This window comes from Naumannella halotolerans (genome assembly GCF_004364645.1).
GTDB classification, from domain to species: domain Bacteria; phylum Actinomycetota; class Actinomycetes; order Propionibacteriales; family Propionibacteriaceae; genus Naumannella; species Naumannella halotolerans.
In genome coordinates, this window is sequence record NZ_SOAW01000002.1 from 177,751 (window position 1) to 203,401 (window position 25,651).

The 25,651-nt window shown below is 67.1% G+C and carries 25 protein-coding genes and 1 pseudogene; 16 read left to right on the forward strand and 10 right to left on the reverse strand.

Annotated features, from left to right (window positions below; genetic code table 11):
* Position 1: 1 nt before the first annotated feature.
* Positions 2 to 1,039, reverse strand: coding sequence for a thioredoxin-disulfide reductase (gene trxB, locus CLV29_RS11940; RefSeq protein WP_243831914.1), 1,038 nt, complete (start codon positions 1,037 to 1,039; stop codon positions 2 to 4).
* A gap of 271 nt (positions 1,040 to 1,310) precedes the next feature.
* Here trxB and CLV29_RS11945 point away from each other — a divergent pair, with 271 nt between their 5' ends.
* From CLV29_RS11945 to CLV29_RS11960, 4 genes are all read left to right on the forward strand, one after another.
* The gene (locus CLV29_RS11945; RefSeq protein WP_133755318.1) at positions 1,311 to 2,294 is read left to right on the forward strand and encodes a hypothetical protein; all 984 of its coding nucleotides are present in this window, start codon (positions 1,311 to 1,313) and stop codon (positions 2,292 to 2,294) included.
* An 87-nt stretch (positions 2,295 to 2,381) separates the two neighbouring features.
* Positions 2,382 to 3,845 (forward strand): sensor histidine kinase, encoded by a 1,464-nt coding sequence (locus CLV29_RS11950; RefSeq protein WP_133755319.1) that lies wholly within the window; start codon positions 2,382 to 2,384, stop codon positions 3,843 to 3,845.
* Positions 3,846 to 3,919: 74 nt separating this feature from the next.
* A complete protein-coding gene (locus CLV29_RS11955) occupies positions 3,920 to 4,585 on the forward strand; it encodes a response regulator (RefSeq protein ID WP_133755320.1) in 666 nt (221 codons plus the stop codon).
* A gap of 187 nt (positions 4,586 to 4,772) precedes the next feature.
* On the forward strand, positions 4,773 to 6,350 hold the full coding sequence (locus CLV29_RS11960) for a PRC-barrel domain-containing protein (protein WP_166649254.1): 1,578 nt from the start codon (positions 4,773 to 4,775) through the stop codon (positions 6,348 to 6,350).
* Positions 6,351 to 6,403: 53 nt separating this feature from the next.
* Here CLV29_RS11960 and CLV29_RS11965 read toward each other — a convergent pair whose 3' ends face one another.
* Entirely contained in the window at positions 6,404 to 6,973 is a 570-nt protein-coding gene (locus tag CLV29_RS11965) for a hypothetical protein (protein ID WP_133755322.1), read from the reverse strand.
* 54 nt (positions 6,974 to 7,027) lie between these two features.
* Here CLV29_RS11965 and CLV29_RS11970 point away from each other — a divergent pair, with 54 nt between their 5' ends.
* From CLV29_RS11970 to CLV29_RS11985, 4 genes and pseudogenes are all read left to right on the forward strand, one after another.
* A complete protein-coding gene (locus tag CLV29_RS11970; protein ID WP_133755323.1) occupies positions 7,028 to 8,392 on the forward strand; it encodes an aminotransferase-like domain-containing protein in 1,365 nt (454 codons plus the stop codon).
* Positions 8,389 to 9,351, forward strand: a complete 963-nt coding sequence (locus tag CLV29_RS11975; RefSeq protein WP_133755324.1) for a D-alanine--D-alanine ligase family protein — start codon at positions 8,389 to 8,391, stop codon at positions 9,349 to 9,351. The genes CLV29_RS11970 and CLV29_RS11975 overlap by 4 nt, the downstream gene beginning before the upstream one ends.
* A complete protein-coding gene (locus CLV29_RS11980) occupies positions 9,348 to 10,079 on the forward strand; it encodes an SURF1 family protein (RefSeq protein ID WP_133755325.1) in 732 nt (243 codons plus the stop codon). Before CLV29_RS11975 ends, CLV29_RS11980 begins: the two co-directional genes overlap by 4 nt.
* 74 nt (positions 10,080 to 10,153) lie before the next feature.
* Positions 10,154 to 10,537: pseudogene (locus CLV29_RS11985) on the forward strand (DUF3817 domain-containing protein); the annotation flags it as partial.
* Between the two features lie 158 nt (positions 10,538 to 10,695).
* Here CLV29_RS11985 and CLV29_RS11990 read toward each other — a convergent pair.
* The 8 genes from CLV29_RS11990 to rpmH all read right to left on the reverse strand — a co-directional run bounded on the left by CLV29_RS11990 (position 10,696) and on the right by rpmH (position 16,253).
* Positions 10,696 to 11,625 (reverse strand): ParB/RepB/Spo0J family partition protein, encoded by a 930-nt coding sequence (locus CLV29_RS11990; protein ID WP_133755326.1) that lies wholly within the window; start codon positions 11,623 to 11,625, stop codon positions 10,696 to 10,698.
* Between the two features lie 3 nt (positions 11,626 to 11,628).
* Positions 11,629 to 12,534: a ParA family protein gene (locus tag CLV29_RS11995; protein WP_279586493.1), complete on the reverse strand. Its 906-nt coding sequence runs from the start codon at positions 12,532 to 12,534 to the stop codon at positions 11,629 to 11,631.
* A 489-nt stretch (positions 12,535 to 13,023) separates the two neighbouring features.
* A complete protein-coding gene (gene rsmG / locus CLV29_RS12000) occupies positions 13,024 to 13,644 on the reverse strand; it encodes a 16S rRNA (guanine(527)-N(7))-methyltransferase RsmG (RefSeq protein ID WP_243831915.1) in 621 nt (206 codons plus the stop codon).
* Positions 13,641 to 14,198, reverse strand: a complete 558-nt coding sequence (locus CLV29_RS12005) for a Jag family protein (RefSeq protein ID WP_243831916.1) — start codon at positions 14,196 to 14,198, stop codon at positions 13,641 to 13,643. The genes rsmG and CLV29_RS12005 overlap by 4 nt, the downstream gene beginning before the upstream one ends.
* A 68-nt stretch (positions 14,199 to 14,266) precedes the next feature.
* Entirely contained in the window at positions 14,267 to 15,385 is a 1,119-nt protein-coding gene (gene yidC, locus CLV29_RS12010) for a membrane protein insertase YidC (protein ID WP_133755328.1), read from the reverse strand.
* Between the two features lie 3 nt (positions 15,386 to 15,388).
* Entirely contained in the window at positions 15,389 to 15,745 is a 357-nt protein-coding gene (yidD, locus tag CLV29_RS12015) for a membrane protein insertion efficiency factor YidD (RefSeq protein WP_133755329.1), read from the reverse strand.
* A gap of 13 nt (positions 15,746 to 15,758) precedes the next feature.
* Positions 15,759 to 16,100: a ribonuclease P protein component gene (gene rnpA / locus CLV29_RS12020; protein ID WP_133755330.1), complete on the reverse strand. Its 342-nt coding sequence runs from the start codon at positions 16,098 to 16,100 to the stop codon at positions 15,759 to 15,761.
* A gap of 15 nt (positions 16,101 to 16,115) precedes the next feature.
* A complete protein-coding gene (rpmH, locus tag CLV29_RS12025; RefSeq protein WP_133755331.1) occupies positions 16,116 to 16,253 on the reverse strand; it encodes a 50S ribosomal protein L34 in 138 nt (45 codons plus the stop codon).
* A 358-nt stretch (positions 16,254 to 16,611) separates the two neighbouring features.
* On the opposite strand from rpmH, the gene dnaA reads away from it, so the two are divergent.
* From dnaA to CLV29_RS12065, 8 genes are all read left to right on the forward strand, one after another.
* Entirely contained in the window at positions 16,612 to 18,039 is a 1,428-nt protein-coding gene (dnaA, locus tag CLV29_RS12030) for a chromosomal replication initiator protein DnaA (protein WP_166649255.1), read from the forward strand.
* Positions 18,040 to 19,002: 963 nt separating this feature from the next.
* Positions 19,003 to 20,166, forward strand: a complete 1,164-nt coding sequence (gene dnaN, locus CLV29_RS12035; protein ID WP_133755332.1) for a DNA polymerase III subunit beta — start codon at positions 19,003 to 19,005, stop codon at positions 20,164 to 20,166.
* A 97-nt stretch (positions 20,167 to 20,263) separates the two neighbouring features.
* A complete protein-coding gene (gene gnd / locus CLV29_RS12040) occupies positions 20,264 to 21,202 on the forward strand; it encodes a phosphogluconate dehydrogenase (NAD(+)-dependent, decarboxylating) (RefSeq protein ID WP_133755333.1) in 939 nt (312 codons plus the stop codon).
* A gap of 6 nt (positions 21,203 to 21,208) precedes the next feature.
* Positions 21,209 to 22,348: a DNA replication/repair protein RecF gene (gene recF / locus CLV29_RS12045; RefSeq protein WP_133755334.1), complete on the forward strand. Its 1,140-nt coding sequence runs from the start codon at positions 21,209 to 21,211 to the stop codon at positions 22,346 to 22,348.
* Between the two features lie 125 nt (positions 22,349 to 22,473).
* The gene (locus CLV29_RS12050) at positions 22,474 to 22,983 is read left to right on the forward strand and encodes a DciA family protein (RefSeq protein ID WP_243831944.1); all 510 of its coding nucleotides are present in this window, start codon (positions 22,474 to 22,476) and stop codon (positions 22,981 to 22,983) included.
* Between the two features lie 84 nt (positions 22,984 to 23,067).
* Positions 23,068 to 24,420: a hypothetical protein gene (locus CLV29_RS12055; RefSeq protein WP_133755336.1), complete on the forward strand. Its 1,353-nt coding sequence runs from the start codon at positions 23,068 to 23,070 to the stop codon at positions 24,418 to 24,420.
* Positions 24,410 to 25,048, forward strand: coding sequence for a hypothetical protein (locus tag CLV29_RS12060; protein ID WP_133755337.1), 639 nt, complete (start codon positions 24,410 to 24,412; stop codon positions 25,046 to 25,048). The genes CLV29_RS12055 and CLV29_RS12060 overlap by 11 nt, the downstream gene beginning before the upstream one ends.
* Positions 25,045 to 25,620, forward strand: coding sequence for a hypothetical protein (locus tag CLV29_RS12065; protein ID WP_133755338.1), 576 nt, complete (start codon positions 25,045 to 25,047; stop codon positions 25,618 to 25,620). The genes CLV29_RS12060 and CLV29_RS12065 overlap by 4 nt, the downstream gene beginning before the upstream one ends.
* The last annotated feature ends 31 nt before the right edge of the window (positions 25,621 to 25,651 follow it).

Sequence of the window (25,651 nt, forward strand, 5' to 3'; positions counted from 1 at the left end):
CTCAGGCGGTGACGGGATCCGAGACCGCGGTCTGCTCGACCTCGGCCTCGTCCACCGCATTGTCGTCCAGCAGTGCCAGGTAGCGCTCGGCGTCCAAGGCCGCCGAACAGCCCGATCCGGCGGCGGTGATCGCCTGCCGGTAGGAGTGGTCGACCAGGTCACCACAGGCGAAGACACCGGGCAGGCTGGTCTGAGTGGTCCGGCCCTGCACCAGCACGTAACCCTCGGCGTCCAGGTCCACCTGCCCGGCCACCAGTTCCGAGCGCGGATCGTGCCCGATGGCCACGAACATGCCCTGGACGTCGAGTTCCCGCTGGGTTCCGTCGACGGTGTGGGTCAGCACCAGCTTCTCCACCCCGGACGTACCCGCGATGTCGGTGACGGCGGCATTCAATGCGAACTCGATCTTCGGGTCGTTCTGCGCCCGGTCGATCATGATCTTGGAGGCACGCAACTCGTCGCGCCGGTGGACGATCGTCACCGAATCGGCGAAGCGGGTGAGGAAGGTCGCCTCCTCCATCGCCGAGTCGCCACCGCCGACCACGGCCAGATCCTTGCCCTTGAAGAAGAAGCCGTCACAGGTGGCGCACCAGGAGACGCCACGGCCGGAGAACTCCTCCTCCCCGGCGAGTCCGAGCTTGCGGTAGCCCGACCCCATGGCCAGGATCACCGCCCGGGCCCGGTAGGTCGTACCGGCGGAGTCGGTGACGGTCTTGATGTCGCCGCTGAGATCGACCGAGGCGACGTCGTCGGTGACCAGCTCGGCGCCGAAGCGCTCGGCCTGGGCGCGCATCTGCTCCATCAGCTCCGGGCCCTGGATGCCTTCGGCGAATCCCGGGAAGTTCTCCACCTCGGTGGTGGTCATCAGCGCACCACCGGGTTCGAGTGCGCCCTCGAAGACCAGCGGCGCCAGCTCGGCCCGGGCGGCATAGATCGCGGCGGTGTAACCCGCCGGACCGCTGCCGATCACGATCACCTCTCGCAGTTCGTTGTCCTGGGCGACAGCATCGCTGGGGGTGGTCTTCGGAAGCTCGATCATCGTGTCCTCTCCGGGGATGGGCAAAGTCGGAATCGCCCGCCACATACTACAAACAGCCAACCCCGATCCCCCACGGTTTGTTCCCCGGCACGTTCCCGGCGGAGTCGGTCCCGACAGCCGGGCCGACGGACACGGGCGCCACCGGCAGGCCATCACGTACAGTGGCCTGCGGCCGGTTTGGCTCCGCCGGGGCGCCGACGTAGCCTCGACGGTCGTCGCCCGCCGACCGCAGCGACCGACACCAGTTGAGCAGAGAGGTACGACCGCAGGTATGAACGACGACCCGAGCGCCGAGAACACCCCTCGGCCATCGCGTTCTGCCGGCGAGGCCGATCCGGCCGTACCCGCCCGCCCGGCACGCGCCGCCCGCGCCGCCGAGGACCCGCCGCCGCAGACACCGGCCGCTCGACCCAGCCGGGCATTGCCGGACCCTGCAGCTGAATCCCAGCCGGCCGGCACTGCCCCGCCGAGCGGCCCGGCGAAATCGCCCACCGCCAAGGGTGTACCGCGCAAGACGACTCAGAGCCGCGGCGTTCCCCGCAGACCGAGCAGGACCCGGGACCCGAAACCGGCAACGAGCGGTCCCGCCCCCACTTCGGCGCCCACCTCCGGCCAGACCGGGACCAACCAGACCAGGACCAACCAGACCAGGACCAACCAGACCGGGACCGGCCAGCCCCGATCCGGCCAGGACATCGCAGACGTCGACACCGGATCGGCGCCGCCCATCCAGCGCTCGGCCGAGAAGACCTGGTTCGGCCAGTGGTGGCCGATCCTGCTCGCCGGGGTGTCGGTCCTGCTGCTGCTCGGCACGGTCACCACCATCGGCGTGCTCAGCCTGCGCCCCTCGCAGGAGACCGTCGCCACCCTCTCCCCGGAGCCGACCGGTCTGCCGGTGCTGCCGCAGACCCTGGGTGAGTACACCCTGGGTGCCGAGGAGGACCCGTCGGCGGCTGCGAGTACCGAGCCGAGTGCCGAACAGATCGCCACCGGCAACTACTACCGCAACGGCCAGTTGGCCGTGATCGTCGCCGCGGTACGACCCGCCGGTGACAGTCAAGCCGTGATCGACAGCACCGATGCCACCGCGATCCGGGAGGCCGGTGGCGCGATCTGCGGCCGTACCGCCGACGGCGTCCACGACCTGTGCGTGGCCAGTCGTCGTTCGACCAGCGTGACCGTGATCGGCTGGCGCGGCCAGAGCGTCGACGAACTGGCACCGGTAGCCGTCGACTTCGCCGGCGCCATCGGCTGACCCCGACCCCGGTGGCAAGCCACGGCGGACCAGGCAGACCGTGGACCTAGTGCCTGCACCCATCCCGCGGCCTAGTCTGGTGCGGTCATGAGGAAAGCTCTGCGGCTGATCGCCGAACCCGGGCACCGCTCCGATCAGGCGGGGTGGTTGCCGAGCCTGCTCCTGAGCGGTTTGGCCACCTTGTTCTTCGCCGTCCCGTGGGCACTGCAGGCACTGGCGCTGGCCCCGAGCCTGCGCGCCCTGGATGCGGCGACGATGTTCATCGCCAGCGCCATGGTCACCACCGCCTGGGCCCTGCGTCGCCACTACCCCGGACTCATGCTGGTGATGGCGGTGCTGGGCTGCCTGCTGCAGGTGATCCTGCTCGCCCCGTTCCCGACACCGATCGTGCCGCTGATCGTCTACGACTTCGCCCGTTGGTCGGCCCGCTACAGCCGCGCGGCGCTGGCGGCCGGTCTCGTCGGATCCTTCATCGGCCCGGCCGTCTGGCTGAGCAGCACCTATTTCGGCACCGAACCGGTCTACTCCCCCGTCGCCTACCTGGTGCTGGTCGTCGGCTGTGCCGGTCTGGTCGTCGCCTCCTATGTGGTGGCCCGGTTCCTGCGGGCTGCCTCGGACCGGGAGCAGGAGCGACAGGAGAACGCGGCCGAGCGGATGCGCCATGCACTGGCCGAACGCGAACACCGGTCACGGACGGCCGAGGCGAACGCCCGCAACCAGATCGCCCGCGAACTGCACGACATCGTCGCCCACAGTCTGTCGGTGATCGTCGTCCAGGCCGAGGGTGGCAAGGCACTGGCCGAACGCAAACCGGAGAAGGCGGCCGAGGTGCTGACCACGATTGCCGACACCTCCCGGGAGGCCCTGGGTGAGATGCGCCGGATCGTCGGCGTGCTGCGCGACGGCCCGGATGCGGTCGGACAACCCGACTACCTGCCGGCACCGACACTGGCCGAGATCCGCGAGATGGTGAAGCGGGCCGGCCCTCGATTCCACTACGCCGAACAGGGAACGCCGCCACTGGAGGCACCGAAGGCGCTGCAACTGACCGCGTACCGAGTGGTCCAGGAAGCAGTCACCAATACGCTCAAACACGGCGGCCCGCAGGCCGAGGCCCAGGTCACCGTCACCTACCACCCGAGCTCGGTCGAGCTGAGCGTGATCGACGACGGCGCCGGTGTCGACACCTACAACGACCGGCAGGGTCACGGTCTGCAGGGAATGCACGAAAGAGTGCATTCCATGGGTGGGCAGTTGGTGGCCCGCCCGAGCAGGGACGGTGGATTCGCCGTCCATGCCGTACTGCCGCTGCACGGCCGACACCGACTCCCCCGCGCGGCCGGCGATACCGCTGTCGCCCACGGCCAGGGTGTGCCCGGAGCCGGCCAACCCGGACCGGGCCCGTCCCGTCCCGGTGGCCCGCCGCCGCTGCCGGCCTCGGGCCCGGTACGGCAGCCGGCCCGGCCCTCGGCTGCGACGACACCGCAATCGCCGCTCGGCCCGTTCCCGGGAACACCCGGCGGCACCCGGGACCAGCTCGAGCAGCGGTGATCATGATGAACTTGACCGATTCGACCCCGATCAGCTGCTGATCGGGTCACACGACCTGAGGACGGGAACCACGCATGACGCTGAAGATTTACCTCTGTGATGATCAAGCTCTGGTCCGGGGTGGTTTTCGGATGCTGATCGAGGCCGAAGATGATCTTGAAGTGGTCGGCGAGGCGAGCAATGGCGAACAGGCCGTCCGCGACCTGACCCGGCGGCCGGCCGATGTGGTGCTGATGGACATCCGGATGCCGGTGATGGACGGTGTGGAGGCCACCCGGGAGCTCGTCGAATCCGGCAATCCGACCAAGATCCTCGTGCTGACCACTTTTGATCTTGATGAGTACGTCTTCGCCGCGCTGCGTGCCGGCGCGAGCGGTTTCCTGTTGAAGGATGCCCGTCCCGATGATCTTCTGTCGGCGATCCGGGATGTCGCCAGCGGTGAGGCCGTGGTCGCACCGAGTGCGACCCGCCGACTGCTGGAGCATGTCGTTGATCATCTTCCGACCGACACCGGACCGAAACCGATCGATCCGCGGCTGGCGTCGCTCACCGATCGGGAACGTGAGGTTCTCGAACAGGTGGCCAAGGGGGCCACCAATGCCGAGATCTGCGCCACCCTCTACATGGCCGAGGGCACGGTGAAGACCCACATCGGGCGTTTGCTGTCCAAACTCGAGTGCCGCGACCGGGTCTCCCTGGTGCTGTTCGCCTACGAAACCGGAGTGGCGAAGGTCGTCTGAGCCGCCGCTCCGTACCCCGGGTGTGCCCCTCGCCACGACCCGTGGGTGGCCCGCCTGGGGGTTCGAGTCATCACAGCCTGCCGGTAGGCTGCCTGTGTGCCCTCCACGGGGCTTGACGACGCTCACCGAGCGTGGCGCCGGTCGCCACCGCCGGTGGGTCCACGGACCGCAGGTCGAGGAGAAACGCGTGCCCGCACACGATTACGACGCACTTCTGAACGCAGATGTCCAAGGCTCCGACGGGGAACGGATCGGCGCTGTCAACCAGCTCTTCCTGGACGACCAGACACAGAATCCCTCCTGGGTGACGGTGGTGATCGGCGTCTTCGGCCGTCGCGAGCACTTCATTCCCCTGGCCGACGCCCAGTTCCGCGACGGTGCCATCCACGTCCCGTACGAGAAGGCACAGATCACTGCGGCGCCGGCCCTCGACGTCGACCAGCACCTCTCCCGCGACGACGAGGATGTGCTCTTCGACTACTACGCCGTCCAGGGTCGTGGTGGTATGCCCCCGGCCACGGACCCGGTTGCCGACGAGGACCCGGCCGCGGAAGCGCCGACCGCGCAGCCGAGCGATGCCGAGACCTCACCGTCGGCCTACGCCGACGAGGTGCGGGCCGAAACCCCGCACGAGCAGACGCTCGCCGCGGAGCCGATCGACGAGCCCGTCCCGGTCGACCCGGCCGATGCCCCGCTGGCCGAACCGGTCGAGCAGCCGGCCGAGTGGGAGTCCGCGGCCCCGTTCACGGCGACCGACGAGGTACAGGACGACGATGTCCCGGGGGTGAGTGCCCAGCACGTCGAAGCCCAGGAGGTCGATCCGGCTGCGGAACCCGAGGTGGACGACCGGCCGATCGACGGCGTCGTGACCGTCGACGAATCCTTCACCGCAAGCACCCCGGAGACCTTCGAGGAACGGTCGATCGGTACGGACCCGGTCGACGACGAGGCAATCATCGTCGACAACGAGGCGATCATCGTGTCCGACGAGACCGCCTCACCGTGGGCCGCACCGGAGTCCGCGGCGCCGGTCGACGACGCATCGGCCGATGCTGAGTCGGTCGCGGACCACCCGCTCGAGGACGAACCCGTGGTCGGCGACGCCGCCTACGCCCCCGAGGAGGATCTGACCGGTGGCGAGCCGCTGGCGCCCCTGCCGGACCGGGCGGGGACCGAGCCGGAGCCGCTGGTGGAGTCCGAATCCGTACCGGTCGCACCTGCCGGCGAAGCCGAGTCGAACGAGACCGAGCCCGCGATCGTCGCCGAGGCCGCCGTACCACCGGTGGTTCCCGAGCCCGACCACGGGTCGCCGGCCTCACCGACAACCCCGACCCGGGTCCCGCTCTCCCCCGCCTCATCGACACCTGCCCCATCGACCACGGCCGCAGCCGGGGAGTCGACCACCGGTGCGTACGGCTCACCGGCCGGCCTCGGTACCGCGAACGACCCCTCGCAGGCGTCGCTGTTCACCGGCGGCGGCCGTCCCGGACCGGCCGATCCGAAGCCGACGGACGACGACCGTGCGAGCGGGCCGGGATCGCCTGCTTCGGCTGCCACCGGCCCGGGTTCTGCTGCATCGTCGGCTGACCCGCGCAATGACCGGGTGGCCAAACTGGAGGACGGGTTGGGCCGGGCCCAGCTGGGCGCGACCAAGTTCGTCCGGTTTCTGCTGGGCGAGGCCGAACGGTGGGCCGGACGTGCCAATTCGCGACTGGACGAGTGGGAGAAGGAAGGCCGCCTGCCGGGCCAGAAGCGTCACAAGTGAGCTGATCCGCACTCCGACCCCGCGGGCCGACGCCCGTCGTCACGGCCGCGAGGTCAGCGCAGCGACTGCTCCAATTGCTGGCGCCGGACCGGTTCGACCGGTACCGGGGTCACCCAGGCCGAGACCCGCTCCCGCAGTTCGGCCAGCGTCGGCACCCAACGGACCGTGGCGTGCAGCTCCAGGCGAAGCACCGGCTCGCGGTCGGTCGGGGCGAACCCCACCTCACCCAGCAGAGCCATCGAGGCCGAGGGCAGTCTCGCCGCCGGTGCTGCCTCGATCGCACCCATCTGCCGCGGTGCGCGGGTCAACCGGGCAGCCGCACTGCGGACGAGGTCCTTCGAGGTACGGCGGACCGACACCCCGGGGGCGGTCCACAACTCGACCAGCACCGCGGCGTCGGCGGCGAACGGGAGCGGCGACTCCACCGCCACGGCCGGGGCCAGCAGCAGACAGCCGCGCAGCTCGTACCCGCGGCCGGATCGGCCGTAACAACCGACCCCGGCGAAACCCCACTGTGCCTCGGCCAGCTCGGCCAGGACGACCAGCTCGTCATGAGGGGTCCGGACCCTTGGCAGGTCCCGCACACTCGTCGCGGACAGGCCACGCAGGCGGGGTGCACTCATGGACCCATCGTAGATGCAGCTGTGTGCGGACAGGCGCGTAGACTGCCTCGCATCATGAGTCAGTCAGGAAAGGCGGGGCAGCCCGCCGTCGAGCCCGATCCCGGCAGCACTTCCCCGGCCCAGCGTCAGGACACCCGGCTCGACACCTATGTCGATCGTTATGCCGAGCGGGCCCACGGAATGAAGGCCTCGGCGGTCCGAGCACTGTTCGCCGTGGCGAACCGTCCCGAGGTCGTCTCCCTGGCCGGGGGGATGCCGAACATCGCCGATCTCCCGCTGAACGTGGTCGCCGACGGCCTGAAGGACATGGTGCTCGAAATCGGTCCGCAGGCCATGCAGTACGGCTCCGGACAGGGCGAACCGATGCTTCGCGAACAGATCTGCGAGGTGATGTCCCTGGAGGGCATCAGTGCCGATCCCGACGATGTGACCATCACCGTCGGTTCGCAGCAGGCGCTCGATCTGCTGACCCGGATCTTCTGCGATCCCGGTGACGTCGTGCTGGCCGAGGCACCCAGCTACGTCGGCGCACTGAACACCTTCGGCGCCTACGAGACGACGGTTGTCCACGTCGGTATGGATGACGACGGCCTCGATCCGGTGGCTCTGCGGGAGGCACTGGTGCGGCTGCAGCAGTCCGGTCAGCGGGCGAAGTTCCTCTACACGATCCCGAACTTCCAGAATCCGGCCGCGGTGACCCAGCCGGTGGCCCGGCGCAAGGAGATCCTGGCGATCGCCGAGGAGTTCGACCTGCTGATCATCGAGGACAATCCGTACGGTCTGCTGCGACTGTCCGGCGACCCCCTGCCGGCCATGCGTGCCTTCGACAGTGACCGGGTGATCTACCTCGGCTCGTTCTCCAAGACCTTCGCCCCCGGTTTTCGGGTGGGCTGGGTGCTCGCGCCCCACGCGGTACGGGAGAAACTGGTGCTCGCCCAGGAGGCGGCGACCCTGTGTCCCCCGGTGTTCTCCCAGTTCGCGGTCTCGAGCTATCTGAGCAACCACGACTGGAAGGGACAGATCGAGTCCTTCAAGTCGATGTACCTGACCCGCCGTGATGCGATGCTCTCCGGTCTGGCCGAGCACATGCCGACCGGTACGACCTGGACCCATCCCGACGGCGGGTTCTTCGTCTGGCTGACCCTGCCCGAGGGCTTGGACTCCCAGGCGATGCTGCCGCGGGCGGTGTCGAACCGGGTCGCCTATGTTCCCGGTACGGCGTTCTACGCCGACGGTCTCGGCACCCGGAACATGCGCCTGTCCTACTGCTTCCCCACCCCTGAACGTATTCTCGAAGGGACCCGACGATTGGGTGACGTACTTGCCCGGGAGGCCGAGCTGCATCGGACCTTCGGCATCTCCGACAATCAGCCCCGAATTGCCGAGCGGTCCCAGGCCCCGCGGCCGAACCAGCGATGAGCGCCGGCACCGGACAGGGTCCGGTCCTGGTCCTCGCCGGCGGTCTCTCCCACGAACGGGAGGTGTCGCTGAACTCCGGCCGCCGGGTCGCCCGAGCGCTCGCCGAACGCGGGCACGAGGTGATCACCGCCGATCTCGACTCCTCTCTGATCGCCACCTTGCGCGGCATCGACGATGTCACCGTCTTTCCCCTGCTGCACGGTGAGACCGGTGAGGACGGATCCCTGCGACAGGTCCTCGATCTGCTCGACGTCCCCTATGTCGGCGCTGGTCCGGCCGCCTCCCGGATCGCCTTCGACAAGTCGATCGCGACCCCGGTGGTGACCGAGGCAGGTCTGCTGACACCCGAGCAGATCGCCTTGCCCCACGATGTGTTTCGCGAACTCGGTGCCGCCGAGCTGGTACGCGCGGTCGGTGACCGGCTGGGCTTCCCGCTGATGGTGAAACCGGCCCGCTCCGGTTCGGCGATGGGCTGTTCGAGGGTGGAGCAACCTGCCGAACTGCCGCAGGCGATGGTTGGTGCCTATGCCTACGGCGACCTGGCGGTGATCGAGTCGTTCATCTCCGGCACCGAGGTCGCCGTCGGCGTGGTCGACCTCGGGTCGGGTCCCGAGGCGCTGCCGGCGGTGGAGATCCGTCCCGATTCCGGGGTCTATGACTATGCAGCCAGGTACACCGCCGGTGCCACCCGGTTCATCGCGCCGGCCGACATCGACGAGCAGACCGCCAAGGCCTGCGCCGACCTCGCGATCCGGGTGCACGAGGTCCTCGGGTTGCGGGAGCTTTCGCGTACCGACATGATCATCTCTGGTGACGGTGTCCCCGTCTTCCTGGAGGCCAATGTCGCCCCAGGAATGACCGAGACCTCAAGCATTCCCCTTGCCATGAAGGCATCCGGGAAGGACCTGGGCGACTTCTGCAGCGAAATGATCATGGCTGCTCGGCGGCGTCAGGCATGAGCTCTCCGGTCCGGGACCAAGATCAGGTTCGCCCCGCTCCGCTGTGGCAACGTGCGTTGATCATCCTGGTCGGTGTGGCTGCCGCAGGGGTGATGGCCTGCCTCGGGCTGTGGCAGGCCCAGGTCTTCATCGACGACGGTGAGCGCAATGCGGCCGCCCGCGCCGACCTGCCCTCGGGTGTGGTCGACGAGGTCGCTTCACCGGAGGTCTCCCCGGTGGACTGGTACGGCCGCACCGTCACCATGACGGGTGAGTATCTGCCGTCCTACCAGTTGTTCATCCCCGACGGTGAGCATTACCGAGTGCTGACGGCCTTCGAGACCGATCGGGGCAACATCGTGCCGGTGATCCGTGGCGTGGTGGACGAACCCTCGGCTCCAGCTCCGCCCTCCGGTGTGGTGGAACGCTCCGGGGTGCTGCTCGCCTCCGAGCTGGAGGTCGGCGGGGCCCTTCCCGAGGGACAGATCGGGTCGGTACGCCTGCCCGAGCTGGCCCAGAGTTGGCCCCGGCCGATGATCTCCGGTTACGTCACCCTCCCCCTCGATCAGGCCCAGGCCGAGGGCTTCGCCGAGGCGGATGTGCTTCGACTCCCCGATGCCTCCGGTTCGGCCCGCAGTCGCGGGTATTCCCTGCAGTGGTGGATCTTCGGCGCGTTCGCGCTCGGCATCTCGATCAAGATCGCCCATGACGCCGGCCGCGGCAAGGGTGTGCTCACTCGTACCCTCTGACAGCGATCCGAGATCAGGTGTCACGCTCTGTCGATTCGGCCCGCTCGGGCCGAGCAACTACAGTCGGTAGTGTGGATGAAAAGGGTATTCGAGGTGCGCTGACCCGCTATCGGGTGATGGCGTGGATCGTCGGCATTCTGCTCGTGGTGCTGGTGCTGATCGGGCTGCCCTTGAAGTACGGCCCGTGGAACGACGGCCGGGTGGTGACCTGGACCGGTATCCCCCATGGCTGGCTCTACATGATCCTGTTGATCACGGCCTTCGACCTGGGCCGCCGCGTGAAATGGCCGATCTGGCGGCTACTGGTGATCGCCGCGGCAGGCACCGTCCCGTTCCTCTCCTTCGTCGCCGAGCGGTACGCACACAAGGACGTCGTGACCCGGCTGGCCAACGGCAGTCTGCCCGTGCACCGGCAGACCGAGGCCGTTTCCGGTCCCGATGAACAGCCCGAGTCCTAGTCCAGCTGCGGGACGCCGCCTACGCTGAGGCTTCCGTAGGTGCAGGCGTTACCGTCATGAGCGGTCCTGTTGGCTCAGCGGCATGCGTCTCGTCAGGCAAGCGACAAATTTTGTGAGCGGCGCTCTCTGAAGCGTTGGGTGCTGTCCCCAACACGCGCTCAGTGCCGCTTGAGCAGCTCGAGGATCCGCTCGAGATCATCCTCGCCGGCGAAGTCGATTGAGATCCGACCGCGGTACTTCGCGCCGATCTTCACTTCCACCCGGGTCTCGAATCGATCGGACAGCTCCGCGGACAGCTCGCTGGCTCGTGGGGACTCCACCGCCCGGGCTCGGGTCCGCTTGGGTGCGTCCTCACCCTCACCCAGGGCTACGGATTCCTCGGTGGCGCGGACACTCATGCCCTCGGCAACGATCCGCTGGGCAAGCCGTTCCTGCGCTGCGGCACTCTCGACTCCCAGCAGGGCGCGCGCATGGCCGGCCGAGAGGACGCCGGCTGCCACCCGGCGTTGGACAGTCGGCGGTAGTTTCAGCAATCGCAGCGTGTTCGAGATCTGCGGCCGGGATCGCTTGATCCTGCGCGCCAGCTCTTCCTGCGAACAGCCGAAGTCATCCAGCATCTGCTGATAGGCCGAGGCCTCCTCCAAGGGGTTCAACTGGGCCCGGTGCAGGTTCTCCAGCAAGGCGTCGCGCAGGAGATCATGCTCCCCGGTCTCCCGGATGATGGCGGGAATGGTCTTCGAGCCGGCGGCCTTCGACGCACGGAGACGGCGTTCACCCATGACCAGCTCGTACCGGCCGTTGCCCAGCGGTCGGACCACCACGGGCTGCAGCACACCGATCTCGCGGATGGATTCGGTCAGCTCCGACAGATCATCCTCGTCGAAGTTGGTGCGCGGCTGCTTCGGGTTCGGGGTGATCGCCTCGAGCGGCAGCTCGGCGTAGGAGGAACCCTTGGGCATCGCCGGGGGAGGCGTGCCATTGATGACGATCGAGTCAGCAGGCCCGTCATGGTCGGTCTTCTGGAACAGTTCACCCAGGCCGCGACCGAGTCCGCGGTTGTTGCGATTGGCCCTCGGGGGGGTGCTCATCTCTCAGTGCTCCTCTGCTCCGCGGCGGGCGACCTCCGCCGCGGCTTTCAAATAGGCCTCGGCCCCCGCCGAAGCCACATGGTAGGTGATGACCGTCTGCCCATAGCTGGGCGCCTCGGAGATCCGTACCGAACGCGGAATGGCTGTCTCCAGGGTCTGTTCAGGGAAGTGTTCCCGCACCTCGTCGGCCACCTGGGCAGACAACCGAGTCCGTCCGTCGTACATCGTCAGCAGCACCGTGGACAACAACAGATCGTCGTTGAGTTCGCCCTTCACCAAGTTGATGGTGTTCATCAACTGGGAGACGCCTTCGAGTGCGTAGTACTCGCACTGGATCGGGATCATGATCTCGTCCGCGGCGACCAGTGCATTCAGCGTCAGCAGTCCGAGCGAGGGCGGGCAGTCCAGGATGATGTAGTCAGCGCTGTGAGTCTCCAGGTACTTCCGGATTGCTTTGCGCAATCGCGTTTCACGTGCAACGGCCGATACGAGTTGGATCTCTGCGCCGGCGAGGTTGATCGTCGCCGGAAGTACCTTCAGCGAATCGGCCTCGGGGGAGTCCGCGAGGTGGGCCTCGATCGTCTCCCCTTCGAGAAGAACCTCGTAGGTGCCAGGAATACTTTCGTGGTGTTCGATTCCGAGTGCGGTGGAGGCGTTCCCCTGCGGATCGAGGTCTATCACCACCACGTCCAGCCCGCCCAGGGCGAGACCGGTGGCGATGTTCACCGCGGTCGTGGTTTTGCCCACGCCACCCTTCTGGTTGGCCACGACCATGGTTCGCGTCGCGGCCGGGCGGGGGAGCGAAGTTTCACGTGAAACGGGAGCCTCCAGATCATCGGGCGAGTCTGGTTCGGGTTCTTCGGGGGCGTCGTACGCCGCCCGACGCGCACCGCGGACCCGCTTCTTCAATTCATCTGTCCCTGAGTCGGGGGCGTTCACCGGCGCCGCCGGTTCCGTCGAGCCAGCCTGTTCGACGATCTCTACCGCGACGGAACCCGAGGGCACATCGCCGGAGCCACTCGGCTCAACCCTGTTCTGTGTCTCCGTGGCAGGCTCCTCCGAAGCGTCCACCTGTATCCCCGCGTCTGGCTCAACGGTACGTCCCGACGCGACCACCCAGTTTCCTTCAGGGCCTACCTCGGAGGTCTCTGAGTGGAGTTCCTTCCCGCTTACAAGGTTCACCAATTCAACCTCGTCCACGCCACCGATATCGTCGGACGCCTGACTTTGGGTTTCACGTGAAACGGGTGGGCTGGTCTCGGCAGCTTTCGTCTGAACATTCACCGGGGGTGTTTCACGTGAAACGCGGGGCCAGCCGATGGGTTCAACCGGCTGGTTCGCGACTCCGGGCCAACCCAGAGACGAACGAGACCCCTCAGACACTACGAACACCACCCTTTACTGATTCCGCCGCAACGATACAACCGTCGTCGGCTCTGCGTCCGGATGCACCACCACCTGGCTGACTTCGGAGTGCAGCGCGAGCCGCTGCACAACCTGCGCCGCATCGGCGACCTCCGCCAACGCCGAGGCACCCTTCAACGCAAGGATGGTTCCCCCCTCCGACATCAGCGGCAACGCCCAGTCGACCAATCGGGGGAGGGGTGCCACTGCACGCGCGGTGACCACCGCATAACGACCGTCGTGATCCTCTGCCCTGGCGCGTACCACCGAGACACGCTGCGACAGGCCCAGCTCGTCGACCACCGTGGTCAGGAACTTGGAACGACGCAGCAACGGCTCGAGCAAGGTGACCTGCAGGTCCGGTCGGGCGATGGCCAGCGGTATCCCGGGAAGCCCCGCCCCACTGCCGATGTCGACCACGGTCGAGTCGGTCTCGACGAACTGTTCCAGAGCCAGGGAGTTGATCAGATGTCGTTCCCACAGCCGCGGGATCTCCCGAGGCCCGAGCAGGCCGTGGCTCACCCCACGATCCGCAAGCACCTCGACGTAGGCACGCGCGGTGTCGATCCGATCGCCGAACAGGTCCTGGGCTGCAGGCGGGATCGGGACACTCACGCCGGCGGCAGCACTACGACATGCCGCTTGGGCTCGTCGCCCTCGGACTCACTGCGGAATCCGGCATCCGCGACGGCGTCGTGCACGATTTTGCGTTCGAAGGGATTCATCGCCGACAGAGCCACCGACTCCCCGGAGTCCTTGACCTCGGCCACCGCGTCGGCGGCCAGTTCACGTAGCTCGGTACGACGGCGTTCGCGGTGACCGCCGATATCCAGCATCAACCGACTGCGCCGGCCGGTTTCGGTCATCACGGTCAGGCGAGCGAGCTCCTGCAGAGCCTCGAGAACCTGCGCGTCCTTGCCCACCAGGACTTCGGCGTCGGTCACGATCGATACGTGTGCCCGACCGCCCTCGGTGTAGGTGTCCAGGTCACCGTCAAGGTCAGCGATGTCGAGCAGCTCCTCCAGGTAATCTGCCGCAACATCGCATTCCTCCTCCAGGGGGGAGAGCTTCGCCTCGGCCTCCTCTGTGACCTCAGTCACATCGGCAGCGGGCCGCTCGTCCTCCGGTGCTCCAACCGCCACGTCTGCGGTCTGTTCGCTCTGCGTCATCGTCATCTCCTAGGGAAAGCACACCAGGCGACGGGCCTGGCTGCAGCTGAGGGGTTGGGATCCACGGCCTACTTGCCGTAGGGCCGCTTCGTGTTCGAGGGGTTCTGGTTGCTCTTCTTCGGAGCACCACCGTTCTTCTTCACCCCGGGGTTGTTCCTGTTGCTCCCGCCACCGGAGGAACCGGTACGTCGATTCGACCGCGACTGCCGGTTCGGCTGCTGGCGCTGCACTCGGGGGGCCGCTTCGGCCTCGGCTGCAGCCTTGGCCCGCTCCTCCTCCTCGGCCTTGCGCTTGGCGTAGGTCGGATCCTTCTCCCGGGGATCCCCGCCCTTGGCGATGATCCGTGCCTCCCAGGCCGCGTAGGCCGGGGTGTTCGGGGTCGGGTTGTTCCGGATGATCCAGGCCTGCTGACCCATCGTCCACAGGTTGGTCGTCAACCAGTAGATGAGGACACCGACGGGGAAGTTCACACCGCCCACGGCGAAGATGATCGGGAACAGGTACAGCATCATCTTCTGCTGCTGCGCCATCGGGCCCTCCAGGGCCTCCGGCGGCATGTTCCTTCGGGTCAGCTGCAGCTGGGTGTAGAACATCGTGGCGGTCATCAGCAGGATCAGGATGATCGTCACCAGCTGCACATTGCCGATCGCCAGTGCGCCCGTGGCGTCGGTGATCGGCAAGAAGCGGTCGGCGATTCTCGCACCGAAGATGGTCGACTGCCCGAGTTGCTCAACGAGCTCGGGATTCTGTGCCATCCAGTAGCCCTGCGCCCGACCCGCAGCGGCGCCGTTCAGCACGTTGAACAGGGCGAAGAAGATCGGCATCTGCAGCAGCAGGGGGAGACAGGACGCGAGCGGGTTGACTCCCTCCTCGCGCATCAGCTTCTGCGTCTCGATCGCCATCTTCTCGCGATCGGAGCCGTACTTCTTGCGGATCTCGGCCATCTTCGGCTGCACCTGCTGCATCCGTCGCATGGACTTGATCTGCCGCACGAACAACGGGAACAGCAGGATCCGGATGACCACCGTCAGGCAGATGATCGACAGCGTCCACGCCCAACCGGGGCTGGTCGCGAGCAGTGGTTCCCACATGGCGTGGAACAGCACCAGCAGTCCGGAGACCACCCACTCCAGCGGATACAGGATCACGCCGAAGAAACTGCCGATACTGGCGAAGAATCCATCCATGGGTCAGCAAACTCCCTTGCTCAAACGTTGCGTCGGATCGGGTCCGCCGATGGTCCCTGCGTCGGTGACCTGGGCGGAGGTGGCCTGGGTGGCGGTGGACGCCGTTTCCTGTGCAGCCTGCTCGGCCGCCCACTCCTGCGCTGCCGCAGTGCCGGGTACGGGGTCGTACCCGCCCAGCGACCACGGGTGACAGCGGCCCAGCCGCTTCGCTCCCAGCCAGCTGCCACGGGCGGCGCCGTGCACCTGCACCGCCTCCAGCGTGTAGGCCGAGCAGCTCGGGTGGAATTTGCAGACCTGGCCGTACAACGGGCTGACCAACAGCCGGTAGGCCTTCAGGAACAGGATCAGTAGGTGCTTCATCGCCGGGGTCTTCTCATCTCGCACCCAGCTTGCCCAGACAGGACAACCAGGCACTGCGGAAGTCGTCGGCCAGCTCGGGCGACGTGGCGGCCGGCGGCAGGGCCCGGATGACGAACTGGCAACCTGCACCGGGCAGCGTCGGCAGTTCTTCGGCTGCCAGATGCCGCAACCGGCGCTTCACCCGGTTACGGACGACGGCATTTCCGACGGCCTTGGACACGACAAAACCCACTCGGGTCGAGCCGGTTCCACAACGACCGTGGACGACGAGAGTGGGTCTGCCTGCGCGGACACCCTGCCGGACTGTGGCGCGAAATTCTTCGCTCGACCTCATGCGGGTTGCGGCGGGCAACACGCGCAGGGGAGGCCGTCAGCCGGCCAGCTTGGTGCGGCCCTTGCGACGACGTGCGGCCAGGATCGAACGGCCCGCACGGGTCCGCATACGCAGACGGAAGCCGTGGGTGCGGCTACGCCGACGGTTGCTCGGCTGGAAGGTACGCTTGCTCACAGGTCACTCCTCGGGGATGGCAATGGCCTCGTAACCACCGCGTGGAAAAGATCGCTGACTGCCAGCGACCAGACAACGGTACGCGGCGTGGGTACGCCGGTCAACTTCGGCATGGTCGCCCCTGCGTTGTCCATGCGACACGCCGAGCATCCCAGAAGAAACGGCGACTTCGCTTGCACGCCCTCATACCCGTTGGTAGCTTCGTCATTCCGAGCGATCCGTGGCCATCCGGGGGCTGATTCCCACATACTGTGGATAACTTCTGTGGGTAATCCCTGCACGGTTGTCGTCGGCACAATGCACCCCCGGGGTGGCCGTCACCGGCGCCCAGCAGTCCCAGACGAGCGGAGATCGGAACTTGAGTCAGGCGTCCTCCGGTGGTGACGGCAACACGGGCAACGACGCCCAGCGTCTCGTCGAAGTCTGGCGCAGCATCATCGCCGACGCCCCGAACATGCACCGAGGCTGGCTGCAGCACAGTGTTCCGCTGACCGTTCACGAGTCCACCGCAGTGATCGCGGTACCCAACGACTTCACCCGGGATCGGATCGAGTCGAAGATGCGGGACTCGATCGAGGATGTGCTCTCCCTGGAGTTCGGCCGCCGACTGCGGGTGGCTCTCACCGTGGATCCCAGTCTCACCGACATCGACCTGCTCGACGACCCCGCAGACTCCGAGGTCGACGAGGAACCGGTCATCCCGCCGGCACCGACCGCCCAGCCCCCGAGTCCGTCGTTGGACGGTACGAACACCCGGCTGAACCCGAAGTACTCCTTCGAGAACTTCGTCATCGGCCCCTCCAACCGCTTCGCCCACGCCGCAGCGGTCGCCGTCGCCGAGACTCCTGGCAAGGCCTACAACCCCTTGATGATCTACGGCGATTCGGGGTTGGGGAAGACCCACCTGTTGCATGCCCTGGGCCATTACGTGCGCAACTACTACGACCGTGCACGGGTTCGTTACGTCTCCACCGAAGAGCTCACGAACGACTTCATCAACGCGATCCAGAACAACCGTGCGGCCGAGTTCCGCCGCCGCTATCGCGATGTGGACGTGCTGCTGATCGACGACATCCAGTTCCTGGAGTCGAAGATCCAGACCCAGGAGGAGTTCTTCCACACCTTCAACACCCTGCACAACGCGCAGAAGCAGATCGTGATGACCTCCGACCGGCCGCCGAAGCTGCTCGAAGCGCTCGAACCCCGGCTGCGGAGCCGATTCGAGTGGGGCCTGATCACCGATGTGCAGGCGCCGGACCTGGAGACCCGGATCGCGATCCTGCGGAAGAAGGCCGCCCAGGAGAAGCTGACAGCAGGTCCAGAGGTGCTGGAGTTCATCGCCACCCGGATCCAGACCAACATCCGGGAACTCGAGGGGGCGCTGGTCCGGGTCACCGCCTATGCCTCCCTGCAGCGGGAAAACGTGAACCTGGCGCTGGCCGAGCAGGTGCTGAAGGACCTGATCCCACAGGGCCAGGAGGCCGAGATCACCGCCGGCACGATCATCGCCGAGACCGCCGACTACTTCGGCATCTCGGTCGAGGATCTGACCGGACAGTCGCGTACCCACGCACTGGTCAATGCCCGGCAGATCGCCATGTACCTGTGCCGTGAGCTGACCGATCTGTCCCTGCCGAAGATCGGACAGCAGTTCGGCGGCCGGGATCACACCACGGTGATGCATTCGGAGCGCAAGATCCGTACCCAGATGCATGAGCGACGCAGCCTGTTCAATCAGGTCAGTGAGCTGACCAACCGGATCAAGAACCAGCAGTCCCGGGCCTGAGCCCGCAGCCGGCTCGATCCGTCCTGAGCGAGTTCTCTCACCGATCTGGGCCCCCGCCAACTCGCGCCTCCGCCAACCTACGGCCTCCTACGGCCCTGCGGACCCACGCATTCCCCCAGCCAGGCCTCCCGATGCGACCACGGCGGCGGTTCCCCGGAGGCCACGACGTACTGGGGCCCGAGCCACCATCGCCGGTGACCGAACCACGCCAACGCCACCCGATTCAGGGTGCTCTCATCATCGGCTGAGACACCGCCATGCACCCCGTCTGGCGTTGTGCACAGTTGTCCACACATCTGTGGACAACTGGGGAAACTCACCGCCACCCTGTGGGGCGCCGATCACCCCTCCACCGCCCGTCCGCAACTACTCCCCGTGTAATTCTCGGTTCTGCACACCTCGCTCAACAACGCGAAAGTCGCTCCGACCAGCGCAAACGCTGGTTGTGCACAGGATTCACAAGCCCTACGACTACTACGGACGGATACACATCCAGAACAGATTGAAGTAACCACCCGCGCTGACTGTGGGTAACCCCCGTCACCACGACGCGAACCTCCCGACCAGGTCACCAACGGCACACCTCGAGTCATCACGGCCGACCACAGATATGAAGTCGTGATCATTGAAACTGAGAATTCTTGAGGGTTCTGTGGTCTCATGGGTATGTCGGAACCGAGCAGTCGGCAGACGACCCTTTCAAACCCCGGGGCGTGGCGGAGTGGAGTGGCCCGCCACGTCTCGGGTATCAACACCGGCGCGCTGATCAGCAGCCCAGTGACAACCTCCTTGCAGCCAGTCTGACCGCGACCTCCGACACCGATCGAACTACGAACCGGACTGCCCGCGCGTGTGCACCGGAACCGGCTGACTGACTATGATCACAAGCGCTGTTCCTACCTCGTCCACCCCAGGGCAGCGTTCCGGCGACAGCCGCTGGTCCCGACACATCAGGAGGTGGCGGTGAAGGTCAGAGTCGAGCGTGACGTGTTGGCAGAGGCAGTTGCCTGGGCTGCCCGCAACATCCCCAACCGCCCGAGTGCGCCGATTCTCGCCGGTCTGCTGGTCCGTGCCGATGATTCCGGCTTGGTCCTGTCCGGATACGACAGCGACACCTCGGTGCGGATCGCGGTGGCGGCCGAGGTCTCCGACGAGGGGGAATCCCTGGTCTCCGGCCGGCTGCTCGCCGACATCGCCCGATCGCTGCCGAACAAGCCGGTCGACATCACCGCCGATGATTCCCAGCTGGAACTGGTCTGTGGCTCATCGCGGTTCACCCTGCAGACACTGCCGGTGATCGAGTACCCGGCTCTGCCGTCACTGCCGCAGACCGTCGGCACCGCCGGAGCCGACACCTTCGCCCGCGCGGTGAGCCAGGTGGTCGTCGCCGCCGGGCGAGACGAACTGCTGCCGGTGTTCACCGCGGTACGGATGGAGATCGACGGCGACACCGTCTCTTTGCTGGCCACCGACCGTTACCGGATGGCGCTCAAGGAGTTCACCTGGCATCCGGCCTCCACCCAGGCCAGCGGCGCCGCACTCGTACCTGCCCGCGTGCTCTCCGAGACCGCGAAGTCGATGACCTCGGGTGACGAGGTGGCACTGAGCCTGTCCTCGGGCTCCACAGGGGACGGACTGATCGGCTTCGAGGCCGACCTCGGATCCCACGGGGTACGCCAGACCACCACCCGCTTGCTCGACGGTGAGTTCCCGAAGGTCCGGCACCTGATGAAGATCGAGCCGGCACTGACCGTTCGGGCAGCCGTGGCCGACCTGATCGCCGCCGCCCGCCGTGTCGCACTGGTCGCCGAACGCAACACCCCGTTGCGGATGTTGATCTCGGAGGAACAGCTCACCCTGGAGGCCGCCACCGGTGACCAGGCCCGAGCCTCCGAGGCGATCGAAGCCGTGATCGATCTGCGTGGTGCCGACGAGCCGGCACTGACCGCGGCCGGCTTCAACCCCAGCTACCTGCTCGATGCCCTCGGCGCCCTCGACGTCCCCTACGTCAACTTCTCCTTCACCGCACCGGGCAAGCCCTGTCTGCTGACCGGCCTGGAGGATCTGACCGGAACCCCGCAGGACGATTACCGCCATGTGATCATGTTGATGAGGTTGCCGAACTGATCATCGGCAGCCGCCCCACGTGACGGCAACCACCTCCGGACGCAATGTCGAGTCCGAGCACCGAATGGACACCCGACCGAACGAAGGAATGTTGATCATGAAGCTAGGACTCGTCGGACTGGGCAAGATGGGCGGCAACATGCGGCAGCGGATCCGCGACGCCGGCATCGATGTCGTCGGCTACGACCGCAACGCCGAGATCAGCGATTCCGACAGCCTGGCCGACATGGTCGCCCAGCTCGGCGAAGGACCGCGGGTGGTCTGGCTGATGCTGCCGGTGCAGTTCGTGAAGCAGACCCTGGACGAGCTGAAGGACCTGCTGGGCGAGGGCGACATCGTCGTCGACGGCGGCAACTCCAAGTGGATCAACGACAAGAACAACGCAGCTTATCTGTCCGATGCCGGGATCGGTTACCTCGACGTCGGCGTCTCCGGCGGTGTCTGGGGACGACAGAACGGGTACGCACTGATGGTCGGCGGCTCCGATCCCGATGTGGCCACGGTGATGCCGGTGTTCGAGGCATTGAAGCCCGAGGGTGACTATGGGTTCGTCCACGCCGGAGGGGTCGGCGCCGGCCACTTCGCGAAGATGGTCCACAACGGGATCGAGTACGGCATGATGCAGTCCCTGGCCGAGGGCTGGGAACTGTTGATGGCAGCCGACGAGGTCACCGACGTACCGGCGGTCTTCGCCTCCTGGCAGGAGGGATCGGTGGTCAAGTCCTGGCTGCTGGATCTGTGCGTGCTGGCGATGAAGGACGATCCGAAGCTGGACAAGATCCGCGGTTTCGCCGAGGACTCCGGTGAGGGCCGCTGGACCGTGGAGGCCGGTGTCGACCTGGCGGTGCCCACCCCGGCGATCACGGCTGCCCTGTACGCCCGCTTCTCCTCCCGGCAGGAGGATCCGCCGGCGATGAAGCTGGTCTCGGCGATGCGGAACCAGTTCGGCGGCCACGCCGTGGTGGAGGACAAGCCGGCCGTGGTCGACGAGTCCGATGTCGACGAGTCCACCGCCCAGAGTTCGGATGCGAGCTGACCTGCCCTGTTCGTCGATCATCTGACCCTGGCCGATTTCCGGTCCTATCCGAGCGCTGACTTCGCGCTGGAACCGGGGGCGACGACCTTCGTCGGCGCGAACGGGCAGGGAAAGACGAATCTCGTCGAGGCCATCGACTACCTGGCCAGCCTGGGTTCCCACCGGGTCTCCTCCGACATCCCCCTGGTACGTCACACCGCGGAGAAGGCACTGGTCAGGGCACGGGTACGCGCCGGCCTGGACGATGACCGGGCGGTGCTGCTGGAGGTGGAGATCAACCCGGGCCGAGCCAATCGGGCCCGGCTGAACCGTTCCCCGGTCCAGCGGCCGCGAGAACTGCTCGGCATCTTGCGGACGGTGGTCTTCTCACCCGAGGATCTGGCGATCGTGAAGGGAGACCCGGGGGAGCGGCGACGTTTCATCGACCAGTTGCTGATCACCCGGTGGCCGCGGATGGCGGCAGTGAAGGCCGATTACGACAAGGTGCTGAAACAACGCTCGGCCCTGCTGAAGTCGCTGGCCGGCAGGTCGCGATCGGCTCAGGGCGATGCCGAGCACACCTTGGCGGTGTGGAGCGACCAGCTGGCTCGCTTCGGGGCCGAGTTGTTGCAGGCCCGGTTGCGTACGCTGGCCGAACTCGCACCGTACGCCGCCGAGGCCTATGCCGCGATCGCACCGCGGAACAACCTGGCCAAGATCACCTACGCGCCGGCGATGCCACTGCCGGCCGGCGATGACCGCGACGAGCTGGCCGCGGCCCTGATCGAGCAGATGGAACAACGGCGGGAGGAGGAGCTGCGGCGTGGTCTCACCCTGGTCGGACCGCATCGCGATGAGATCACCTTGGAGCTGGGAGATCTGCCGGCCCGCGGGTACGCCTCCCACGGTGAGTCCTGGTCGTTCGCCCTCAGCCTGCGATTGGGTGGGTTCGATCTGCTGCGTGCCGACGGTCTGCAGCCGGTGCTGATCCTCGACGACGTCTTCGCCGAACTCGACGCCACCCGGCGCGAACGGCTCGCCGGACATGTGGCCGAGGCCGAGCAGGTGCTGATCACCGCCGCCGTCGCCGGCGACGTTCCCGGACAGCTGGCCGGGGCCCGCTTCATCGTGGAGGATGGGAACATCACCTCCGAGGAGCAGCCGTGAGCCGACCCGACGGACAGCGTCCCGACGACGACCCGGCTCCGTCAACGCCCGCGGCCGATGGGGGTTCACCGGCCAACGGGGGTTCACCACCCGAATCGGTCGACCCGACCACCACCCCCGGAGAGCTGCCGCCGGGCCTCGATCGCCAGGCCTACGATTCGACCGGGCTCGATCTGGCACGGCAGATCGCCGGCGCGGTGAACGGCCGGACGGTACGCCGCCGACCTCGCCGCAGGTCCCGGCCGATCGGACCGGAGGTCTCCGGTGCCGCCCCCGATGATCGGGATCCGCAACTGCTGGGTGCCGGCCTTGCCCGGCTGTTCGAGTCCCGCGGCTGGAGCATGCGGGTCAACCTGCAGACCCTGTTGGCCCGCTGGCCGGCGATCGTCGGTGAGGTGAATGCCGAGCACAGCCGACCGGAGGGATTCGACGACGGCGTACTCACCGTCCGTACCGATGCGACGGTCTGGGCCAGCTCCTTGCGCACCATCGCACCCCAGGTGGTCGCCCGGTTGAACAGCGACCTCGGCGAGGGGGCGGTGACCAGGATCGTCGTCCGCGGTCCGGATGCGCCGAGCTGGAAACATGGCCGGTACTCCGTGCGCGGCCGCGGAGTCCGAGACACCTACGGCTGAGCGCTGCGGCCACCCGAGGCTGGTGTCCGGGACGCCTGTGAGGGTGGAGGCAAGCGACCCCGCCGGCGGTTTACACTCCCCTCAATGCGTACGCTGCGGTCCTTCTGGCACCAGCTCTACGACCTGGCAGTCACCACGGTCGTGGTCTGGTGGAGGCTGCTGCCCACCCTGCTGCTGATCCAGATCCTGAGCTGGACCTCCTTCGCGATCAGCCAGCACATCGGGGCCCTGGTCTCGGCCGTGTCCATCTGGCTGGCGATCGCCTTGTTGGCGATGGGATTCGTGGCGATCCTGATCGGGTACGTGATCTCGCTGCGGATGGTCGGTGCCGAGCTGCGGATCGACGACCTCGCTCCGGATTCCGACGAGAACGGGCGCCGGTCGGTGATCGACCTGCTGGCTGCCACCTTGTTGCCGTTCCTCGGTATCTACGGCGTCTTCCAGTACGTGCAGAACGAGGCGGGGCAGATGTTCCTGCTGGCCGACATCATGTACGGCGGGGTCTTCAGCGATGTCGATCTGCTCGGCCCGATCGACCCGACCCGCGGGCCTGCAGCCTTCGCCACGGTGCTCGGGGTCCTGGTCGGCATCTACATCGTCCGCCGCGGCCTCGACCTGGTCCATGAACGGACCGGGCGGCCGGTGCTGGGATTGATCACCGCCTTCCTCGAGGCGACCTTCCTGTTGGTGATCATCTTCGGCGGACAACGGTTGATCAGCCGGGCCCGTTTCTGGTGGGAGGACCGGGAGTTCCACACCTGGATCGAGTTGGGCATCCAGGGTCTGGCGCGCTCACTCGAGCCCCTCCGGATCGATCTTCCCGAGATCCTGCAGACCCTCGGCAGTTGGCTGTCGATCCTGTGGGGACTGTTCCTCGGCGGTACGGTCGAGCCGCTGCTCTGGTTGGCGGTCGCGGCGCTGGTCTTCGGTACCCATGTGCTGTCGTTGGCCGAGCTGTGGCGCAAGGGTCAACCGCTCAGTGCGCAGGTCGTACCACCCGGCCTGCGGAAACGGATCCATCGACCGGACCGGACCGATCGGGGAATCGGTCGCCGGATCTGGCTGGAGATCCAGGAGGCTGCTTTCGGTGACATCGACGACCGCTATCTGCCGACCCTGCAGTCGATCCGGTTGGTGATCAAACCGGGACTGACCTTCCTGGCCGCTTATCTGGTCCTCTACGCGGTGGTGCAGCTGCTCAGTCAGGCGGTCTACGAGCTGGTCATCCGGGTCACCGGCGGAGAGAGTTACAGCTGGTGGATGGCGGTCCTGCCGATCGTCCGTTTCGCCACCGCACTCGTCTACCAACCGATGTTCATCGTCTTGTTGGCCGTCACCTTCCACCGCTGCCTGCTGACCCTGCGGGGCAAGGCCAACCGGGCCCCGGCAGTGATCAGGATCCCGTCGGCGCAACGGGCGGTGGCCGATGCCGGGTGACGGACACCTGAGTGTCAGCCGATTCGGCGGCGAACGTATCCGCCCGCAGACCGAGCGGAGTCCTCTGCGGTCCCGGCTGGCGGCCTGGCCGTCGTTGCTGATGATCATCGTCGCAGCGGTCTTCGGCGGCTGGCTGGTCGACCTGAACGACCGGTACGAAGGCGAGGTCCGCTTCGTCGACCACACCTACCCGGCGGGGGAGACCGTTCCCCTGGAGGATCTGCAGATCCGGCAGATCGATCTTGCCGCGGCCGAGAACGTGGACGGCCTGTCCAGTCCGGGAGCGCTGGTGGTGATCCTGCGTTTCCGGGTGGAGAACCATGGGACGGGCCCGGAGGGCATCTCCCACATCAACCTGGTCGATCCTGCCGGCTACACCTTCGTCAGCGAGAACTCCGCACCGCAGGTGGCCGCCGGTTTCGCCACCACTTTCGATCTTGCGTTCCTGGTCGATCCCGATCACCTGCAGGGACTGCAGGTGCAGCTGGACAACAGCGGCATCTACACCTTCGCCGATGAACGCACCGAGATCGATCTCGGCATCGACGAGGTACGCGCGGCGCAGCTGCGCGAGTCCGCCCGGGGCCTTGTCGTGGAGTCCCGGGCCGATGAGGTGGAGGGGTTGTGAGCACGCCGTACCCCGTCACCGGCGCCGCCCCGCGACGGGCTCGGTACGCACCGGTCGACCGGCCGCGGCTGCGGAGCTGGTTGTGGGTGCTGATCGCCGGCAGTCTGACCATCGCGCTGCTGGCCGGATGGGCCTTCTACGTCCGTGCCTTCACCGTCGACCGGCATCGGCAGCTGCCGCCCGGTGAACCCATCGTCGACGGTGACTTCAGTATCCGCGTGCTCGGCTTCAGCCGGACCGCCAGCCTCGGTGGCAGCGAGTACAGCGACCCCGAGGTCGCACCGCCGGGATCGGAGTACGTGGTGGTGCAGGCCGAGGCGACCGCTGTCACGGCCGCGGAGTCCTACTGCGCACCGCAACTTCTCGGAGCGAACGGTCAACGCTGGGAGAGGGCCAGCGTCTACGGGCTGGACACCGTCGACAACTGCGAGAACGCCGCCGCCGCACCCGGCCGACCGATGCCGCAGACCTTCCTCTATCTGGTGCCGACCTCACAGATCGACCGGCTGTACGGCCTGACCTCGGAACACTACGACGGCTCCTACGACAAGGTCGGCACTCCGGCGCCGTGATTCCCGGGCGTGGCTGTAGGCGGGGCCGGGC

Bases quoted from the DNA above. Each gene is read 5' to 3' on its own strand.
- yidC (WP_133755328.1), bottom strand. From the start codon at position 15,385: ATGGATGGATTCTTCGCCAGTATCGGCAGTTTCTTCGGCGTGATCCTG.
- CLV29_RS11950 (WP_133755319.1), top strand. From the start codon at position 2,382: ATGAGGAAAGCTCTGCGGCTGATCGCCGAACCCGGGCACCGCTCCGAT.
- CLV29_RS11965 (WP_133755322.1), bottom strand. From the start codon at position 6,973: ATGAGTGCACCCCGCCTGCGTGGCCTGTCCGCGACGAGTGTGCGGGAC.
- CLV29_RS11955 (WP_133755320.1), top strand. From the start codon at position 3,920: ATGACGCTGAAGATTTACCTCTGTGATGATCAAGCTCTGGTCCGGGGT.
- CLV29_RS11975 (WP_133755324.1), top strand. From the start codon at position 8,389: ATGAGCGCCGGCACCGGACAGGGTCCGGTCCTGGTCCTCGCCGGCGGT.
- CLV29_RS12005 (WP_243831916.1), bottom strand. From the start codon at position 14,198: ATGACGCAGAGCGAACAGACCGCAGACGTGGCGGTTGGAGCACCGGAG.
- CLV29_RS11970 (WP_133755323.1), top strand. From the start codon at position 7,028: ATGAGTCAGTCAGGAAAGGCGGGGCAGCCCGCCGTCGAGCCCGATCCC.
- CLV29_RS11980 (WP_133755325.1), top strand. From the start codon at position 9,348: ATGAGCTCTCCGGTCCGGGACCAAGATCAGGTTCGCCCCGCTCCGCTG.
- CLV29_RS12060 (WP_133755337.1), top strand. From the start codon at position 24,410: ATGCCGGGTGACGGACACCTGAGTGTCAGCCGATTCGGCGGCGAACGT.
- CLV29_RS12055 (WP_133755336.1), top strand. From the start codon at position 23,068: ATGCGTACGCTGCGGTCCTTCTGGCACCAGCTCTACGACCTGGCAGTC.
- gnd (WP_133755333.1), top strand. From the start codon at position 20,264: ATGAAGCTAGGACTCGTCGGACTGGGCAAGATGGGCGGCAACATGCGG.
- CLV29_RS11990 (WP_133755326.1), bottom strand. From the start codon at position 11,625: ATGAGCACCCCCCCGAGGGCCAATCGCAACAACCGCGGACTCGGTCGC.
- trxB (WP_243831914.1), bottom strand. From the start codon at position 1,039: ATGATCGAGCTTCCGAAGACCACCCCCAGCGATGCTGTCGCCCAGGAC.
- CLV29_RS11945 (WP_133755318.1), top strand. From the start codon at position 1,311: ATGAACGACGACCCGAGCGCCGAGAACACCCCTCGGCCATCGCGTTCT.
- yidD (WP_133755329.1), bottom strand. From the start codon at position 15,745: ATGAAGCACCTACTGATCCTGTTCCTGAAGGCCTACCGGCTGTTGGTC.